Source organism: Polaribacter sp. M10, assembly GCF_054968445.1.
The window spans coordinates 1-16,747 of record NZ_JBSSBG010000005.1; the positions used below are offsets into that span (position 1 = coordinate 1).

The window sequence follows — 16,747 nt, forward strand, 5'->3', positions numbered from 1 at the left end:
TATATTTGAAAACAGGATTAAACTATGAAAAATCTAATCCTGTAATTTTTAACTTACACACTTGATGGGAAAGTGTCGTTTTTATCAATTTTGTCAATCCTGCATTGGCAGGAATGATAAGCATTAGCGATTTATTTATTTACTAAAACAAATTCTCCTTTTTCTATTAAAGGAATAGCTTGCTTGTACTTAACCACTTTTTCTTCACCACTCATTACATTTTTAATAGTAACTCTTTCGTTTCTACCAATTTTTGGTTGTTCTCTAACCACAGTTTCCACTGGTTCCTGTTGTTGCTGACGCGAATTTTGAATGGCTTGTTCAGTAGTGTTTTGAACATCAGCTTTGCTGGTGTTTAATTGCTCTCTTTTTTGTTGACGAGCTTCAGAAATTTGATTCGATTGTTGAGGTAATTCCCCTTTAAATAAGAACGATAATACTTCTTTATTAATTTGATCTACAGTTAATTTAAACAATTCAAAAGCTTCGAATTTATAAATTAATAAAGGATCTTTTTGTTCGTAAGATGCATTTTGAACAGATTGTTTCAACTCATCCATTTTACGTAAATGCTCTTTCCAGTTTTCATCAATAATCGCTAAAGTGATGTTCTTTTCAAAGTCAGTTATTAAAGATTTCCCTTCACTTTCGTATGCTTCTTTTAAGTTGGTAACTACTTGTAAAGATTTAATTCCGTCAGTAAAAGGTACTACAATTCGTTCATATCTATCTCCTTCATTTTCGTAAACATCTTTAATAACAGGTAGTGCTAAAACAGCATTTCTTTCAATTTTTGCTTTGTAATGTTCTGTAACAATATCGTACAATTTGTCTGTTAATTCTTTTTCAGATATTTTATTGAACTCATCCTCAGAAAAAGGAGAAGTCATCGAAGAAAATTTGATCAATTCAAACTCAAAATTCTGAAAATCTTTGGCGGCTTTATTACTGTTGATGATCGATTCGCAAGTATCATAAATCATATTTGCAATATCTACTTGTAAGCGTTTACCATCTAAAGCATTACGTCTTCTTTTGTAAACAAACTCACGTTGAGAGTTCATAATATCATCATACTCTAACAAACGTTTTCTAATACCAAAGTTGTTTTCTTCAACTTTTTTCTGAGCTCTTTCAATAGATTTGGTAATCATAGAATGTTGAATAACTTCACCTTCTTGTAAGCCCATTCTATCCATCATTTTGGCAATTCTATCAGAACCAAACAAACGCATTAAGTTATCGTCTAAAGCTACGTAAAATTGAGAAGAACCAACATCACCTTGTCTTCCTGCACGACCTCTTAACTGTCTGTCTACACGTCTAGAATCGTGTCTTTCTGTACCAATAATCGCTAAACCACCAGCTTCTTTTACTTCTTTAGATAGTTTAATATCTGTTCCACGACCAGCCATGTTTGTTGCAATAGTTACTACACCAGGTTTACCAGCTTCTGCAACAACATCTGCTTCACGTTTGTGTAATTTTGCATTTAAAATATTATGAGGAATTTTACGCATTTGTAACATTCTACCCAATAATTCTGATATTTCTACAGAAGTTGTACCAACTAAAACTGGTCTTTTTTGTTCAACTAATTTTACAACATCTTCAATAACGGCATTGTATTTTTCGCGAGCAGTTTTGTATACTAAATCTTCTTTATCTTCTCTTGCAATTGGTTTATTTGTCGGAATTTCTACAACATCTAATTTATAGATTTCCCATAATTCACCAGCTTCTGTAATCGCAGTTCCTGTCATACCAGAAAGTTTACGATACATTCTAAAATAATTTTGTAAAGTTACAGTTGCAAAGGTTTGTGTAGCATCTTCAATTTTACAATTTTCTTTTGCTTCTATGGCTTGATGTAATCCGTCTGAATAACGACGACCATCCATAATACGACCTGTTTGCTCGTCTACAATCATTACTTTATTATCCATTACCACATATTCCACATCTTTTTCAAAAACAGTATATGCTTTTAAAAGTTGATTCATAGTATGGATTCGCTCGCTTTTTATGCTAAATTCTTTGTATAATTCTTCTTTCTGAGCTGCTTTTTCTTCTTTGCTTTTCTCAGAATTATCAATTTCTCCAATTTTTACGCCAATATCTGGTAATACAAAAAAGGTATCGTTGTTCGTTTTTTCTGATAGATGTGCAATTCCTTTATCAGTTAAATCAATTTGATTATTTTTTTCTTCTACAACAAACCATAAATCTTCATCTATTTCTGGCATCAACTTGTTGTTGTCTGCCATATATGTATTTTCCGTTTTTTGTAAAATCTGCTTAATACCTTCTTGCGATAAAAATTTGATTAAAGCTTTGTTTTTAGGTAAACCTCTGTAAACTCTTAATAATAAAAAGCCTCCTTCTTTTTCGTTACCTTCTGCTAATAATTTTTTCGCTTCAGCTAAAACTCCAACCAAATGCTTTTTTTGCAAACTAACTAAATCAGCAACTAAAGGTTTTAAATCGTTGAACTCGTGTCTGTCTCCTTGAGGAACAGGACCAGATATAATTAAAGGTGTTCTTGCATCATCAATTAAAACAGAATCAACTTCATCAATAATTGCATAATTGGGTGCTCTTTGTACTAAATCGTCTTTAGAACTCGCCATATTATCACGTAAATAATCGAAACCAAATTCGTTATTTGTACCATAAGTAATGTCTGCATTGTAGGCTTTTCTACGTGCATCTGAGTTTGGTTGATGAAAATCGATACAATCTGTAGACAAACCATGAAACTCGAAAATAGGAGCCATCCAAGCTCTATCACGTTTTGCTAAATAATCATTTACGGTAACAACGTGAACTCCATTACCAGTTAAAGCATTCAAATACACAGGTAAGGTAGAAACCAATGTTTTACCTTCTCCTGTCATCATTTCTGCAATTTTACCTTGGTGTAAAACAGAACCACCAATTAATTGTACATCATAATGAATCATGTCCCAAGTAACAGGTTTACCTGCTGCATCCCAAGAATTTGCCCAATACGCTTTATCGCCTTCTAAAGAAATGTGTTCGTTTTCTGCAGACAATTCTCTATCAAAAGGTGTTGCTGTAACTTCTATTTCTTCGTTTTCTACAAAACGTTTTGCAGTTTCTTTAATTACTGCAAAAGCTTCTGGCATAATTTCAGCTAAAGTAGCTTCAGAAATGGTATATGCTTCGTCTTTTAAAGCATCTATTTCTGTATAAATATCTTCTTGTCTGTCTATATCTGCATCTTTAGCTTCTTGTTCTAATGCAGTAATTTTATCGTCTAATGCTGCAGTAGCTGCTTTAATTTTGTCTTTAAAGGCTTGTGTTTTTGCTCTTAATTCATCGTGAGAAAGTTGAGAAAGTGCAGTTTCAAACTTCTTTACGTTTTCTACAATTGGTTGTAAAATTTTTAAATCTTTTTGCTGCTTGTCTCCTACAAAAAGTTTAATTACTGAATCTAAAATACCCATTTATTTGTATGTTTTTTAGTTATTTAGAATAACTATGTTTGTTTAGTTAAATTTTAATTTTATCAATCAGAAAAGTATATTCTTGATTAAAAACAAAAAAAAAGCCTCTTTAGAGACTTTTTATATTATTTTGTTTTATTTAGTATTCATCCTCATTCCAAAGATAATCATCTTCTGTGGGATAATCTGGCCAAATTTCTATGATAGAGTCGTAAGCATCACCTTCATCTTCAATGTCTTGTAAGTTTTCTACAACTTCTAAAGGAGCTCCAGTTCTAATTGCGTAATCTATTAACTCGTCTTTGGTTGCTGGCCAAGGTGCATCTGCTAAATAGGATGCTAATTCTAATGTCCAATACATTTCTTACTGTTTAATTTTGTGCAAAAATAATTTTTTTACGGAATTATGCAAGTCTTTTTTAAGAAATATACAATGAAGTTAATGTTAATTTTTATTACTAGCTGTTAGTCAGTATTTTGTATTTGTAATAAAAGTTAAAAATACTTCAATAATCGATAAAAAAAGAACTTAGTTATTGTTTTGTAGGAATCCATTTAATTTCCTCTACTGATAAGTCTTTAGACAACTTTCGTGCCAACACAAAAAGAAAGTCAGAAAGTCTGTTTAAGTATTTTAAGATGTCATTATTAATAATTTCTTGATCGTTTAACTCAACAGAAAGGCGTTCTGCTCGTCTGCAAACACACCTAGCAACGTGACAGAATGACACTGCTTGATGACCACCAGGTAAAATAAAATGGGTCATTTGTGGGAGTGTTGCATCCATTTTATCAATCTCCTTTTCTAAAAACTGTATCGAATTTTCATCAACTTTAGGAATATTTAAACGCTCTTTGCCCGATTTTAAAGTTTCTTTTTCTGGAGGTGTAGCCAACATAGCACCAAGCGTAAACAAATCGTTCTGAATTTTTAACAAAATTTCTTTAATTGTATCACTTATTTCTTGGTCTTTTATTAATCCAATATAAGAGTTCAATTCATCTACAGTTCCGTAACTTTCTATGCGTAAATTGTATTTTTTTACTCTAGAACCACCAAAAAGTGCTGTTGTTCCAGAATCGCCCGTTTTTGTATATATTTTCATTTAGAATGCGTTTCAAAATTTAAAGTAGCTAAGTTACAAAGTTTATCTTGTAGTAGTTTGTTAAACTCGTATTCTAAAATGTTCTTTGGCTTGTGCTGTTCTAAAAAATATCAATCCGAAATAAAATAAATCAATAGTTACAATGCCTTCTGTATTTGATATAAATTGGTGCCAATCTTCTAAAGAGGTTTTTGTTTGATGAAGATGATCCACCAAAATAATATGTTTAGCATCAAAGCCAGTGGTGTTTATTTTTTTTAATTCTTTTGTTTTGTTGATGTACAATAATTTATAAGTATTCCTTTTTTTTGAGAACTGAACAACATCAAAATCAATAGTAGCAATCTTAAAATAAATTAGAATTTTAGATAGTATTCTTTTTTGTTTTTTTGATAATTCTTTGAGTTGAGGATAAGCATCAAAAGAAACTATTTTTGTTTTTTTTTGATACAATCCTTTAGTAACAAAAGAAAATACAAACGGAGAGTGAACTCCATGTTGATTTGTAGATTTTAATAGAAATTTAAGGTAAGATAAAGTAGTAAAAAACATTATATTTTAAGTGATGTTACACGAAATTAGTTTTATAAATTGATTAAATTCGCCTGAACAAACATACATAAATCTAATGATATGATTCCAGAAAATGAATATGCACCTTACTACAAACAATACATTTTGCCTATAGGAAAAAATGGCAAATCTTTACTCGATAATTTGTACGATACTCAAAAAGAGTTCGAAAATACCTTGAGATATGTACCCAAAGAAAAAGGAGATTTTGCCTATGCAGAAGGCAAATGGACGTTAAAAGAATTGGTGCAACATGTTATAGACACAGAACGTGTTTTTTGTTATAGAGCTTTAAGTTTTGCAAGAGGAGATAACACTGTTTTGCCTGGTTTTGATGAGAATTTTTTTGTTGATAATTCTGGTGCAAATAAAAGAGAGTATTATGATTTGTTAGACGAAATGGATGCTTTAAGAATCAGTACAATTCATCTTTTTGAAAGTTTTTCTGATGATATGTTGTTAAAAATTGGTGAAGCTTCTGGTAACAAAATGTCTGTTAGAGCTTTAGGATTTCTTTTTTCTGGACATCAAATGCATCATTTAAATATAGTTAATGAAAGATATTTGTAAGTTTGCAGAAATAATTTGATAAAATGGATTTACCAAAATTTTTATTGGCAGATAATAGCCAATTTCCTGAAGATATTTTTGTATTGCATACAGAATTTCCACGTTTTATGATTAATCTAAAAGATGATGAAGTAGAGTGGTTCGAAGATTTAACTGGAGAAAACGAAGAAGATATTGCCACAGAACTGGCAGATTTAATGGATAAAGTTGGTGAGTTTTACGATGCTGAAATGAAGTTATACGAATAAAAAAAATGCCTAAATTAGTATTTAAACTAATATTAGGCACCAACTAACCAACCAGTTGTTTATTCTTTAAGCTTTTAATTTTACAGGTATTCTGTAAATCTCACCTTTTTTTGTTCCTTTTACTTTTACTTTTTTGTAGTTTAATTTTGTTTTTACAAAAGAACTAAACTCATCTACTTTAGAGTCTACAGAAACAATAACTACTTCATTGTCGTTGTTAATCATAAAAGCGATTTCAGCAGAAGTTGTGTCTTCTAATTCTACTTGAATTTCAGTACCTAACATAGAAACAATTTCGGTTCTTAATTTGTTAGAGATTTTTGATTTTGCTTTACCTTTTTCTGTTTCTGTAGCAGTTGCAGAAAAAGTGGTTGCTAAACTAATTGCAATAATGGCGATAATAGATTTTAAATTTTTCATTTTAAGTGTGTTAAGTTAAACGATACATAGAAAAGACGCTCTATCTTTAAAAACGTTTCACTAAAAAAATGACTTTAATAAACTCTTAACATATTTTGCGGGTTCTTAACAATTTTTAACTAAAATATTAAGAATTACTAAAAATAGATATAATATAACGTGTAAGTTGTTGCAATAAGAAACCTATTTATACTTCCAAATTTTTTTGATTTTGTTTTTATCCCTCATAATTTTTGTACCTAATAAACCTTCCCATAAAAATAAACCTGAAATTTTTTCAATTTTACTTGTTGGTACCTGAAAGGTTTCTAAAGCTTCATCTGTTGCTTTGTTTGGTATAATAAAAGACCAAATATGTAAAGTGCCTCTGTGATTTTCAGTTAGTATTGATTTAAAATAGGAGTGAGGTATAGGTAATGTTACACCAGTTTCTTTTTTAGATTCGATAACTTTAACCTCAGTATCAAACAAAAAAAGAGGGCCAGAAATAACATAGGTTTCTAAAATGTTTTTATTACTGTCTAAAACACGAACGGCATTTTCTAAACGTTTCCAAATTCCTTTATTAAAAGAAGGTACTTGAGGCGTCATATTCGATAATAAAAAAGTTTCGCTATTTTGAATTTGGGTTTCAAACTGATTTGCGCTAGCTACTAAATGGCCTCTGTTATAACCTGAATTTACATAATCTGCCAAATCTGCTCTAAACATTTCTGGAATTCTGTAATCGGGTCTAAAATTATCTATTCGTTCTATATCTGTTCTGTCTTTGTCTATAATTTCTAAAGCCCATTTTGCTTGTCTAAAATAATAGGAGTAACCTAAAACATAATGACGATTGTATAAAATTTGATCTGCAGCAGGCACTCCATATCTAGTTTCGCGTTTTAAATTTGCTTGAGTTATCATAGCTAAAGTTTTAACAATTAGTTAGATGACCAATATAATTTTAATAAATGAAACTAAAAACAGGAAAAACCTTATTTCTTTGCTTTTTCTACCAATTCTAGTTTTTCAAGAGAAGTTTTGGTAGTAAAAATTCCATAATTGATGGTTACGCTCTTCTTGTCTATTTTATCTATGGTTCCTACAGAATTAGAGTCAATAATTCTAACTCTGTCATTAATTTGGTAAACATATTCAGATTTTTCTTTGGCTATTTTAGCGGCTTCAATCTTTTTTTCTTTTCTAACTTCTACAACCTTTTCTAAAACCTCTTTTTCTACTTTTTTAATGGTTTCTTGCACTTGTTTAGCAACAACTTTAGCTTTTTGTTTTTGCGCTTTGGTTTTGGGTTTTATAGGGTTTTTCTTAATATGTTTTACTTTTTCGTCTGCAACCCATTTGTTAAAATTAGCATTGAGCTCTTTTTTGTTATTGGTCTGAAAGTATTTGTTAAGCAATTCATTTGTTTTTCTACCAAGAGAAAGCATTTTCTGGTTTTGATCGTATAATTCTTGAAAACCCGCCAATTTATCTTGAATTTTTTGCTCTTTTTCTTGTAAACTGTCTAAATGTTCTTGTCCTTTAGATTTTTGTTTTTCTAAGTTATCAGAATTTTTCTGTAGTCTATTTCTTTCTTTTTGTAGTTTAGAAATGGTTTTATCTAAACGTACTTTTTCGGTTTCTACTCTCTTTTTTGCTTTGTTGATTAAACTAAAAGGAATTCCGTTTTTCTGAGCAACTTCAAAAGTAAAAGAACTACCTGCTTGGCCTATAAATAATTTGTATAAAGGCTCTAAAGTACGTTCATCAAACTGCATATTGGCATTGGTAACATTCTCTAATTCGTTGGCTAAAACTTTTAAATTTGAATAGTGAGTTGTTATAATTCCGAATGCTTTTTTATGATAAAATTCTTCTAAGAAAATTTCGGCTAAAGCACCACCTAATTCTGGGTCTGAACCTGTACCAAATTCATCGATTAAAAACAAAGTATTGGCATTACATTTTCGTAAAAAATAACGCATGTTTTTAAGACGATAACTATAAGTACTTAACTGGTTTTCAATAGATTGATTGTCTCCAATATCTGTTAAAACTGTATCAAAAATATAGGTTTCACTGCGTTCATCCACAGGAATTAAAATTCCACTTTGCACCATTATTTGCAATAACCCAATGGTTTTAAGCGTAATACTTTTTCCACCAGCATTTGGTCCTGAAATAACAATAATTTGTTGCTTTTCGTCTAATTTTATAGTCTGCGCAACTGTTTTAAGATTTTGTTCTTTATTTTTTTTCCATAAAACAGGATGATATGCATTCTTAAAAAATATTTTTTTATTGTTCGATATTTTTGGAAGAATAGCATTCATTTCTAATGCATATTTGGCTTTGGCACCAATGGCATCTGTATGAATTAAAAATTGAATATATTCATTTAACAACGAAACAAAAGGACGAATTGTTGTAGCTAAAGCACGTAATATTTTTACAATTTCTTGTTTTTCTTCGTACACTAAGTTTTGATATTCTCTGCTGTACGCCAATGTTGCTTGTGGTGCAATATAAACGATGCTACCAGATTTAGAAGATCCTAATAAACTACCAGCAACTTTTCTTCTGTGCATTGCAGAAACTGCTAAAACTCTTTGATTGTCTACAATGGTTTCTTTAATATCATCTAAATAACCAGCAGCAATAGATTTGGTTAATGCAGATGTAAAACTAGCTCCAATTTTACCACGAACATTGTTAATGTCTCTACGAATTTGTTTTAATACAGGTGATGCATTATTTTTTACTTCACCAGAAATATCAATAATTTTCTTTATTTCATCATCTATAAAAGTGGTGAATTCTATTTCTTGTGATAAAGCATAGAAAGTTGGAAACTGAATCTGGAATTTCTTAAAAAACTTAATCAGTTCATTTACAGTTAGTGATGTTGTAGCTATCTTTAAAAAAGCGTCTGTTTCTATAAAACTATTTTCTATGGCCAATCGTTTTACACTTTCTATAATATTGTCAAAACCATGATTAGGAACTCTATTTTCGCTTTCGAAAGAAGATAAATATTCGTCTACCAAATGCAGTTCTTTAAATAATTCTTTTCGATTTTGAATCGGTTTAGTTTCAAAGATTTTTTCTTTACCTAAACTAGAAATACAAAATTCTGATACGTGTAATAAAACCGTAGAAAATTCTAAATCTTGGAGTGTTTTCTCTGAAATGTTAGTTCTCAATATTGTATTTTTGAATTCTTTTTTAAATGCGCTTATCACTAATAATAACAGCAAAAATAGGAACTATGGAAGTAAAAATAGCTGATTCTTGGAAAAATATCTTACAAGTAGAATTTGAAAAGCCTTACTTTAAAGAATTAACAGATTTTGTAAAATCTGAGTATAAAAATTATACTTGTTATCCAAAAGCAAACGACATTTTTGCTGCTTTTAATTATTGCGATTTTCAGAATTTAAAAGTGGTTATTATTGGTCAAGATCCATATCATGGGCCAAATCAAGCCAATGGATTGTGTTTTTCTGTGCAAGACAATGTAAAACATCCACCTTCTTTAGTTAATATTTTTAAAGAAATTTCTTCGGATTTAAGTGAAGAATATCCACAAAGTGGTAATTTAGAAAAATGGGCAAAACAAGGAATTTTGTTATTAAATGCAACACTTACTGTTAGAGCGCACAAAGCTGGCAGTCATCAAAAAAAAGGATGGGAAACTTTTACAGATGCTGTTATTCAACAAATTTCTGATCAAAAAGAAAACGTCATTTTTTTACTTTGGGGCGGCTATGCCAAGAAAAAAATAAAACTGATAGACACCAAAAAACATCAAATTTTAACCTCAGGTCATCCATCTCCATTAAGTGCTAATAGAGGATATTGGTTTGGTAATCAGCATTTTTCTAAAACGAATCAGATTTTAGAAAAGCTAGAAAAAACTAAAATATTATGGTAGGTAAAATTGTCTGATTGTAATAAGGCAATAAAATAGCTTCTAAAAGATCTTCTGTTGTGTCTTCATAATCTACGTTGATAATAGTATCAGAATGAATCCATTTTGCAATTTTTGTAATCCTTTTTTTGCTCAATTTTTTTAAAACAGGTACTCCCATTTCTTTTAAAGCTAGTGCATTACATTTTTGTTCGTACTGATTTTTCATCGGAATTACCATTAATTTTTTTCTTAAAAATAATGCTTCAGAAGGAGTTTCGAAACCAGCACCACAAAGCACGCCACTAGAAGAAGCCATACTTTTTATAAAATCGAACTCGTTAATTGGATAAATCGTAATGTTTTTTCTAAAAATTAAACTGGTAGTTTCTTTAGAAAAAATGTGCCATTTTACAATAGGTATTTGAGATAAAATTTTAGCAATTTTATCGTGATTATAAGAAGGCAAGTATACTGTAAAGTGCCCTTTGTCTGTTGTTTTTTTATGACGAATTTTTTTTCTGATAATTGGGGTAAATGTAGCAGGACTATAGGTTTTAAAATGAAAACCAAATTTAACTCTTGCTGGGGCATAGTGTTTTAAAATCAGTTTTTCTACAAAGTGTTTGCTGTATTTTGGAGCAGCTTTGTCTGAAACCGCATTTTGATGACTTAAAGAAACTATGTTAACATTATTCATTTTTGCAGCCCAAGCAGAAACTGGCTCAAAATCATTTAAAACCAAATCGTATTGTTTTATAGGTAGATTTTTAATTTCATTTAAAAATCTAGAAAGCTTCATTTTTTTATAGCTCGCCCAAAAATCGATTCCGCCTTTTTTGCCAAAAGTATAATTTAATCCGTGCAATTTGTATTTAATAGGATGACCTAATTCTAGTGCATTTTCGTTACCACTAATTAAAATATCTAAATCTCCTTTTTCTTGTAGAATAGGTATAATTTCTTTGGCTCTAGTTATATGCCCATTTCCTGTACCCTGTATTGCATATAGTATTTTCATTGAAATAATTTATGTTTTTCTAATATCGAATTCTTTTAACAACTCATTAAAAAGTATGTCGTTTTCTTTTTCTTTATTTTTTTTCTTATCTTTTTTTGTTTCGGTAATCTCAAAACCTAGGGCAATAGAATCTGTAGCATATTCGTACAAACTCCATGTTTTATTGTTGTATTCTAAAGCAGTTAGGTTTTCGATCCAATCACCAGAATTTAAATAGACAGTTTCGCCTTTATGGTTTTTTATTTTTCTTATTTCTGGTTGATGAATATGACCACAAACCACATAATCGTAAGCATTGTCTATGGCAATATCTGAAGCAGTTTTCTCAAAATCATTGATAAATTTTACAGCACTTTTTACACTGTTTTTTATTTTTTTTGAGAGTGATAATTTTCCATAACCTAAAAGTTTGCTTACCCAATTGATAAAAGTATTGATAACAATAAGTAAATCGTAACCTTTACCACCTAATTTTGCCAACCATTTAGAGTGTTTCATAGTTACATCAAAAACATCACCATGAAAAATCCAGGCTTTTTTGCCATCGAGATTTAAAATTAATTTATTTAAAATTTTGAAATTCCCAAGTTGAAAACCTCTAAATTTTCTAAGCATTTCATCATGATTACCAGTAATGTAAAATACTTGCGTTTCTTTAGATAATAATGATGTTATGTGTTTGATAACATTCATGTGCGATTTAGGGAAAAACCGTTTTTTAAATTGCCAAATATCAATAATATCTCCATTAAGAATAAGTGTTTTTGGCTGAATGGTTTTTAAGTAGTTTAAAACTTCTTTTGCTCGGCAACCATAGGTTCCTAAATGGATATCAGAAATTACAACTAATTCTACTTTACGTTTTTTAGTTTTTTTCATTTTAAGAAGATCGTTACAGAAGCTTGGCCAACTATTTTTAGAAGAGATAACAAGTTTTTAGCTTGATATTTAATATACATAGAATTTATTTGCTCTTGGTTTAAACAAATATAAAAGTGCAATGTATTTTTAGGGTAAAATTAAAATGAATAAAAAGTAATTTTAACCTTATGATAAGGTTTGGTAAAAGTTAATAAATTATTAATTACTAGTTATTTACGAATTGGTATTAAATAAATAAATCCACTTTTAAAGTGGATTTATTGAATTTGAAATTAAGAAACAAGTTTATTTAAGTTAAATCTACTTGCTGTAATGTTGTTTGGTTACTTATAATATTGTCTGCTAAACCACAAGAGCTAGAAGTGCTTCTGCAAGAAGAAAAACAAATAATTCCTAAAATACAAATTACAATAAATACTGCTTTTTTCATTTCTTTTCTATTTTCGATTCTAAATGTACATATTTTTTATGAAATCTCCTGAATTTTTCTTCTTATCAATAACGTTAAACTTTACCATTTTATTTTGAATACGGGTAATTAAGTTTTTTGTTATTGGTTTACCAGCATTCCATTCTGTTATTTTTAACCAACTTTGGATGTCTTCTAATTGTTGCTCATATCTAATAGACAGGGTTTTATCTATATTTTTAATTTTTTTAAAGTCTTTGGTTTCGTTATTTATGATGTCTAATACCTTTTTAACTTCATTAAAATTATTTTCTAAAACTTCGTTTCTTACAGCAATTACAAAACAAGGCCAAGGAGTAGGGCAGTTGTCTATTCTTCTAAAAGTACCATTATCTACAAAAGGTTTTGTGGTAAAATGTTCCCACATAAAATAATCGGCTTCTCCATTTGTAAGAGCTTCAATACCACCATCTAAATTTTTAATTACTTTAAATTTAAGTTTAGAAATGTCCCAACCTTGGTTGTATGCATTTACAATTGCCATTAAATGAGAACCAGAGCCAAACCTACTTATTGCAATAGTTGCATGTTCTAAATCTTCTATTTTTTTAAATGATGAATTAGCCCCAACATGAATACCCCAAATTAAAGGAGTTTTTACAAATGTTTGTACAATTTTAGAAGGATTACCATCTGAAATATCTTTAATAATACCTTCTGTTAAAACTATAGCAATATCTACAGAACCATCTCTTAAGGCTTTGCACATTTGACCTGTGCCACCATAAAAATCTTGCCAACGCAAATTTATATTGTGCTTATTGTATTCTTTGTTTTTAAGTGTTATGTACCAAGGATAATTAAAATGCTCAGGAACTCCACCAACTTTTAAGTCAGTCATTTAATCAACTAATTTATCTAATGTGTATTCTATTAAATCTGCAACAACTTTTTTAGGGTTTTTACTAAAAGTACCATTGGCTCTATTTGCAATAATTGCATTCATAGATAATGCTTTATGCCCAAGTAATTTAGATAAACCATAGATAGCAGAAGTTTCCATTTCTAGGTTTGTAATTCTGTTGCCATTAAAATTAAAACTATCAATTTTATGGTTTAAATCATTGTCTTGTAAAGCCAATCTTAAGATTCTACCTTGAGGACCATAAAAACCACCAGCAGTTGCAGTAATACCAGTAAACGTTTTATCAGAAGTTAATTTGTTTTCTAAAGTTTTACTGTTTGCTATAACAATTGGGGCTGCTTTTTTGGCACTCCAATTGGTTTGTGTTACAAAAGCATTTTCTAATTCTGGATTAGAAATTGTACTTATTTGATAGGAATGCAACAATCCGTTTAAATCTAATCCGTGAGAACTGATTACAAAAGAATCTACAGGAATATCTGCTTGTAAAGAACCAGAAGTTCCTACCCTAACAATATTTAAAGAGGTTAACTCTTCTTTAGGCTGCCTTGTGATTAAATCGATATTAACCAAAGCATCTAATTCATTTAAAACAATGTCTATATTATCTGGACCAATACCTGTAGAAATTACAGATATTTTTTTGTTTTTGTATGTACCCGTTGTTGTTTTAAATTCTCTTTTTTGTGTTGTAAAATCTATAGCATCGAAGTGTTTTGTAACTTTATCTACTCGATCTTGATCACCAACAAAGATGATATTTTTTGCAATATGTTCTGGTCTTAAATTCAAATGATATATGCTACCATCAGGATTTAAGATAAGTTCAGAAGGTTTAATAGGCATTTAAGATGTAATTTGTAACAGTTTATTAGTTTTATTATTAAATAAAAAACTGTATTTTTTAGAACCACCAAGATAAGAAATATCATTTCTTAATTGGCCATAATAATTAATTTGATTTTCTAAAACTTCTTTTCCTGTATTGCTTAAACGCACAGGATTAAAAGAATGGAAAAGTTTTCTTAATTCGTTAATTTTATTTTCGTATTGTAAATCACCAAAACCATAGACTTCTTCTTTACTTAAAAGTTGCCCAATTAATTCTTTTTTTGAGGATGCATTTTGGTTAAAAGCAGTTTTAATAATTGTGTTTTCTACTTTGTTTAATCCATTTTCAATGGATGGAAAACGTTGTAAATGCGCCTCTATAGCAGAAGCTAAATATTGAAAAGGAGACATTGGGTTGAACTTGTAAATAGTTTCTAAACGCAAAGGAGAATCTGAACAATACAATTGCCAGATGTAATCTGCATATTCTATATCATCTTGAGTAAGTTCCATTCTATTTTTAAAATGGCTATGAATTTGCTTTTCGCTTAATTCTGGCAAACCAAACATTCTTTTAGAATTGCCTACTTTACCACTACAAACCAAAGAAATATTGTGTCCTTTTCTATAACGTTTTAACCAACTGATTACAGCAATCATATTAATTTGACAAAACAAATCGTGCTCAAACCACAAAACAATTTCGTTTTGTGTTTTTTCGTTACAAAGATTTCTGTATTCTTTTATAGTATAATCTATAAATTTTTGTTTGCTTACTTTGTAAGAAGATTTAAAAAAATCGAATCGGTTTTTCCAGAAAGATTCACTCCCCACATCTATGGTGGTTTTTCCTTCGCACAACATCTCTCTCCAAGTAATAAATTCTCCTTTATAATTTAATTTTTTAAGATAGTTCGTTGTACTATCACCATTTGTAATGTGTAATATTGAGCCCCCCATAATTGAAAAAAAACGTTTTTATATAGTTTAGTTAGTTGTTTTGTTACAAATTTATCCGCCAACGCGTTTTACTTTAAATCCTTTTTCTTTTAGCATTTCCATTATTTTATTTCTATAATCACCTTGAATAATGATTTTTTCATCCTTAAAACTACCTCCAACAGAAAGTTTTGTTTTAATTTCTTTTGCTAAAATTTTAAAATCTGATGTAGCACCAGTGTATCCCTCTAATATTGTAATGGGTTTGCCTTTACGCTTTTCGTATTTACATATTATAGGGTCGTTTTGTAACCAAATATTTGGTTTTTTAACTTCTGGTTCTGGTGTTTCTTTATGCTCTGGAAACAGATTTTTTAACTGATCTTTTAAATCCATTATTTCTTTAATCCTAACTCTTTTAAACGTTCATCTAAAAACTCTCCAGCTGTAATGTCATCGAATTTTTTAGGGTTATTTTCGTCTATACAATTTTCTAAAACATTTAATTTCATGTCAGAAACTGGATGCATAAAGAACGGAATAGAATAGCGAGATGTACCCCACATTTCTTTTGGAGGATTGGTAACTCTATGAATTGTAGATTTTAATTTGTTATTGCTATGTCTAGATAACATATCTCCAACATTTATCATTAATTCATCTGGTTCAGCCATGGCATCAATCCAATCTCCATTATGGTTTTGAACTTGTAATCCTTTTCCTTGAGCACCCATTAATAAGGTAATCAAGTTTATATCTCCATGAGCAGCTGCTCTTTCTGCTCCTTTTGGTTCTGTTTCTATTGGCGGATAATGTATAGGGCGTAAAATACTATTTCCGTTTTTGATGTATTCATCAAAATAAACTTCATCTAAACCTAAATGTAAAGCCAAAGAACGTAAAACGTATTTAGCTGTTTTTTCTAACATTTTATAGGTTTCTTTACCAACTTCGTTAAATTTTGGTAATTCTTCTACCATTACATTTTCTGGATATTCGTTAGCATATTTTGAGCCTTCCTCTACATATTGCCCAAAATGCCAAAATTCTTTTAAGTCTCCTTCTTTTTTGCCTTTAGCAGACTCTTTACCAAAAGAGACATATCCTCTTTGTCCTCCAATTCCTGGAATCTCGTATTTTTCTTTTATTTCTGTAGGTAAATCAAAAAAATTTTTAATTTCTTTATATAAACTATCCACTAAATTATCATCTAAAAAGTGTCCTTTTAAGGCCACAAAACCTATGTTTTCATAGGCATGTCCAATTTCATTGATAAATTTTTGTTTCCTGTTTTTATCTTCCGATAAAAAATCAGCCAGATTTACGCTAGGTATTTTATTCATTATTAATGAGCTTTTTTAAAAGCAGGGTTTAAAGTTACAAAAAAAAGGTTTCGTTAATTCGTAAAAATATGAGAGCTATTTTTAATATTCAATTTTTTAATGTTAAAAAAATGAT

At 29.6% G+C, this 16,747-nt stretch carries 18 protein-coding genes; 3 read left to right on the top strand and 15 right to left on the bottom strand.

What is annotated here, in order from left to right; translation table 11 throughout:
- Window positions 1-131: 131 nt before the first annotated feature.
- The 4 genes from secA to ACWYN7_RS06820 form a co-directional block, all read right to left on the bottom strand.
- Window positions 132-3,470, bottom strand: a complete 3,339-nt coding sequence (gene secA / locus ACWYN7_RS06805; protein WP_462859107.1) for a preprotein translocase subunit SecA — start codon at window positions 3,468-3,470, stop codon at window positions 132-134.
- Window positions 3,471-3,609: 139 nt separating this feature from the next.
- Entirely contained in the window at window positions 3,610-3,831 is a 222-nt protein-coding gene (locus ACWYN7_RS06810) for a DUF2795 domain-containing protein (protein ID WP_015479930.1), read from the bottom strand.
- A gap of 172 nt (window positions 3,832-4,003) precedes the next feature.
- Window positions 4,004-4,576, bottom strand: coding sequence for a cob(I)yrinic acid a,c-diamide adenosyltransferase (locus tag ACWYN7_RS06815; protein WP_462859109.1), 573 nt, complete (start codon window positions 4,574-4,576; stop codon window positions 4,004-4,006).
- Window positions 4,577-4,636: 60 nt separating this feature from the next.
- Window positions 4,637-5,128: a hypothetical protein gene (locus ACWYN7_RS06820; RefSeq protein WP_462859110.1), complete on the bottom strand. Its 492-nt coding sequence runs from the start codon at window positions 5,126-5,128 to the stop codon at window positions 4,637-4,639.
- Between the two features lie 81 nt (window positions 5,129-5,209).
- On the opposite strand from ACWYN7_RS06820, the gene ACWYN7_RS06825 reads away from it, so the two are divergent.
- Together ACWYN7_RS06825 and ACWYN7_RS06830 are read left to right on the top strand one after the other, a co-directional pair.
- Window positions 5,210-5,719 carry a DinB family protein gene (locus tag ACWYN7_RS06825; RefSeq protein WP_462859111.1) on the top strand — a complete coding sequence of 170 codons (510 nt, stop codon included), beginning with the start codon at window positions 5,210-5,212 and terminating at the stop codon, window positions 5,717-5,719.
- A 23-nt stretch (window positions 5,720-5,742) separates the two neighbouring features.
- Complete coding sequence (locus ACWYN7_RS06830) at window positions 5,743-5,967, top strand: hypothetical protein (protein WP_462859112.1); 225 nt, start codon at window positions 5,743-5,745, stop codon at window positions 5,965-5,967.
- A gap of 66 nt (window positions 5,968-6,033) precedes the next feature.
- Here the strand turns inward: ACWYN7_RS06830 and ACWYN7_RS06835 are convergent, their stop codons facing one another.
- From ACWYN7_RS06835 to ACWYN7_RS06845, 3 genes are all read right to left on the bottom strand, one after another.
- Complete coding sequence (locus ACWYN7_RS06835; RefSeq protein ID WP_462859113.1) at window positions 6,034-6,387, bottom strand: hypothetical protein; 354 nt, start codon at window positions 6,385-6,387, stop codon at window positions 6,034-6,036.
- A gap of 183 nt (window positions 6,388-6,570) precedes the next feature.
- Window positions 6,571-7,296, bottom strand: coding sequence for a DNA/RNA non-specific endonuclease (locus ACWYN7_RS06840; protein WP_462859114.1), 726 nt, complete (start codon window positions 7,294-7,296; stop codon window positions 6,571-6,573).
- A 71-nt stretch (window positions 7,297-7,367) separates the two neighbouring features.
- The gene (locus tag ACWYN7_RS06845) at window positions 7,368-9,575 is read right to left on the bottom strand and encodes an endonuclease MutS2 (RefSeq protein ID WP_462859115.1); all 2,208 of its coding nucleotides are present in this window, start codon (window positions 9,573-9,575) and stop codon (window positions 7,368-7,370) included.
- Window positions 9,576-9,640: 65 nt separating this feature from the next.
- On the opposite strand from ACWYN7_RS06845, the gene ACWYN7_RS06850 reads away from it, so the two are divergent.
- Entirely contained in the window at window positions 9,641-10,306 is a 666-nt protein-coding gene (locus tag ACWYN7_RS06850) for a uracil-DNA glycosylase (protein ID WP_462859116.1), read from the top strand.
- Here ACWYN7_RS06850 and ACWYN7_RS06855 read toward each other — a convergent pair.
- The 8 genes from ACWYN7_RS06855 to ACWYN7_RS06890 all read right to left on the bottom strand — a co-directional run bounded on the left by ACWYN7_RS06855 (window position 10,290) and on the right by ACWYN7_RS06890 (window position 16,632).
- Entirely contained in the window at window positions 10,290-11,303 is a 1,014-nt protein-coding gene (locus tag ACWYN7_RS06855) for a glycosyltransferase family protein (RefSeq protein ID WP_462859117.1), read from the bottom strand. The genes ACWYN7_RS06850 and ACWYN7_RS06855 overlap by 17 nt on opposite strands.
- Window positions 11,304-11,312: 9 nt before the next feature.
- Window positions 11,313-12,182: a UDP-2,3-diacylglucosamine diphosphatase gene (locus ACWYN7_RS06860; protein ID WP_462859118.1), complete on the bottom strand. Its 870-nt coding sequence runs from the start codon at window positions 12,180-12,182 to the stop codon at window positions 11,313-11,315.
- 292 nt (window positions 12,183-12,474) lie between these two features.
- The gene (locus tag ACWYN7_RS06865; protein WP_462859119.1) at window positions 12,475-12,615 is read right to left on the bottom strand and encodes a hypothetical protein; all 141 of its coding nucleotides are present in this window, start codon (window positions 12,613-12,615) and stop codon (window positions 12,475-12,477) included.
- A gap of 19 nt (window positions 12,616-12,634) precedes the next feature.
- The gene (locus ACWYN7_RS06870; RefSeq protein WP_462859120.1) at window positions 12,635-13,495 is read right to left on the bottom strand and encodes a substrate-binding domain-containing protein; all 861 of its coding nucleotides are present in this window, start codon (window positions 13,493-13,495) and stop codon (window positions 12,635-12,637) included.
- On the bottom strand, window positions 13,496-14,365 hold the full coding sequence (locus ACWYN7_RS06875; protein ID WP_462859121.1) for a nucleoside phosphorylase: 870 nt from the start codon (window positions 14,363-14,365) through the stop codon (window positions 13,496-13,498).
- On the bottom strand, window positions 14,366-15,310 hold the full coding sequence (locus ACWYN7_RS06880) for a DUF1835 domain-containing protein (protein ID WP_462859122.1): 945 nt from the start codon (window positions 15,308-15,310) through the stop codon (window positions 14,366-14,368).
- 51 nt (window positions 15,311-15,361) lie between these two features.
- On the bottom strand, window positions 15,362-15,685 hold the full coding sequence (locus ACWYN7_RS06885) for a translation initiation factor (RefSeq protein ID WP_462859124.1): 324 nt from the start codon (window positions 15,683-15,685) through the stop codon (window positions 15,362-15,364).
- Window positions 15,685-16,632, bottom strand: a complete 948-nt coding sequence (locus ACWYN7_RS06890; protein WP_462859125.1) for an isopenicillin N synthase family dioxygenase — start codon at window positions 16,630-16,632, stop codon at window positions 15,685-15,687. Before ACWYN7_RS06890 ends, ACWYN7_RS06885 begins: the two co-directional genes overlap by 1 nt.
- Window positions 16,633-16,747 lie beyond the last annotated feature (115 nt).

Bases quoted from the DNA above. Each gene is read 5' to 3' on its own strand.
- secA (WP_462859107.1), bottom strand. From the start codon at position 3,470: ATGGGTATTTTAGATTCAGTAATTAAACTTTTTGTAGGAGACAAGCAG.
- ACWYN7_RS06810 (WP_015479930.1), bottom strand. From the start codon at position 3,831: ATGTATTGGACATTAGAATTAGCATCCTATTTAGCAGATGCACCTTGG.
- ACWYN7_RS06815 (WP_462859109.1), bottom strand. From the start codon at position 4,576: ATGAAAATATATACAAAAACGGGCGATTCTGGAACAACAGCACTTTTT.
- ACWYN7_RS06820 (WP_462859110.1), bottom strand. From the start codon at position 5,128: ATGTTTTTTACTACTTTATCTTACCTTAAATTTCTATTAAAATCTACA.
- ACWYN7_RS06825 (WP_462859111.1), top strand. From the start codon at position 5,210: ATGATTCCAGAAAATGAATATGCACCTTACTACAAACAATACATTTTG.
- ACWYN7_RS06830 (WP_462859112.1), top strand. From the start codon at position 5,743: ATGGATTTACCAAAATTTTTATTGGCAGATAATAGCCAATTTCCTGAA.
- ACWYN7_RS06835 (WP_462859113.1), bottom strand. From the start codon at position 6,387: ATGAAAAATTTAAAATCTATTATCGCCATTATTGCAATTAGTTTAGCA.
- ACWYN7_RS06840 (WP_462859114.1), bottom strand. From the start codon at position 7,296: ATGATAACTCAAGCAAATTTAAAACGCGAAACTAGATATGGAGTGCCT.
- ACWYN7_RS06850 (WP_462859116.1), top strand. From the start codon at position 9,641: ATGGAAGTAAAAATAGCTGATTCTTGGAAAAATATCTTACAAGTAGAA.
- ACWYN7_RS06855 (WP_462859117.1), bottom strand. From the start codon at position 11,303: ATGAAAATACTATATGCAATACAGGGTACAGGAAATGGGCATATAACT.
- ACWYN7_RS06860 (WP_462859118.1), bottom strand. From the start codon at position 12,182: ATGAAAAAAACTAAAAAACGTAAAGTAGAATTAGTTGTAATTTCTGAT.
- ACWYN7_RS06865 (WP_462859119.1), bottom strand. From the start codon at position 12,615: ATGAAAAAAGCAGTATTTATTGTAATTTGTATTTTAGGAATTATTTGT.
- ACWYN7_RS06870 (WP_462859120.1), bottom strand. From the start codon at position 13,495: ATGACTGACTTAAAAGTTGGTGGAGTTCCTGAGCATTTTAATTATCCT.
- ACWYN7_RS06875 (WP_462859121.1), bottom strand. From the start codon at position 14,365: ATGCCTATTAAACCTTCTGAACTTATCTTAAATCCTGATGGTAGCATA.
- ACWYN7_RS06880 (WP_462859122.1), bottom strand. From the start codon at position 15,310: ATGGGGGGCTCAATATTACACATTACAAATGGTGATAGTACAACGAAC.
- ACWYN7_RS06885 (WP_462859124.1), bottom strand. From the start codon at position 15,685: ATGGATTTAAAAGATCAGTTAAAAAATCTGTTTCCAGAGCATAAAGAA.
- ACWYN7_RS06890 (WP_462859125.1), bottom strand. From the start codon at position 16,632: ATGAATAAAATACCTAGCGTAAATCTGGCTGATTTTTTATCGGAAGAT.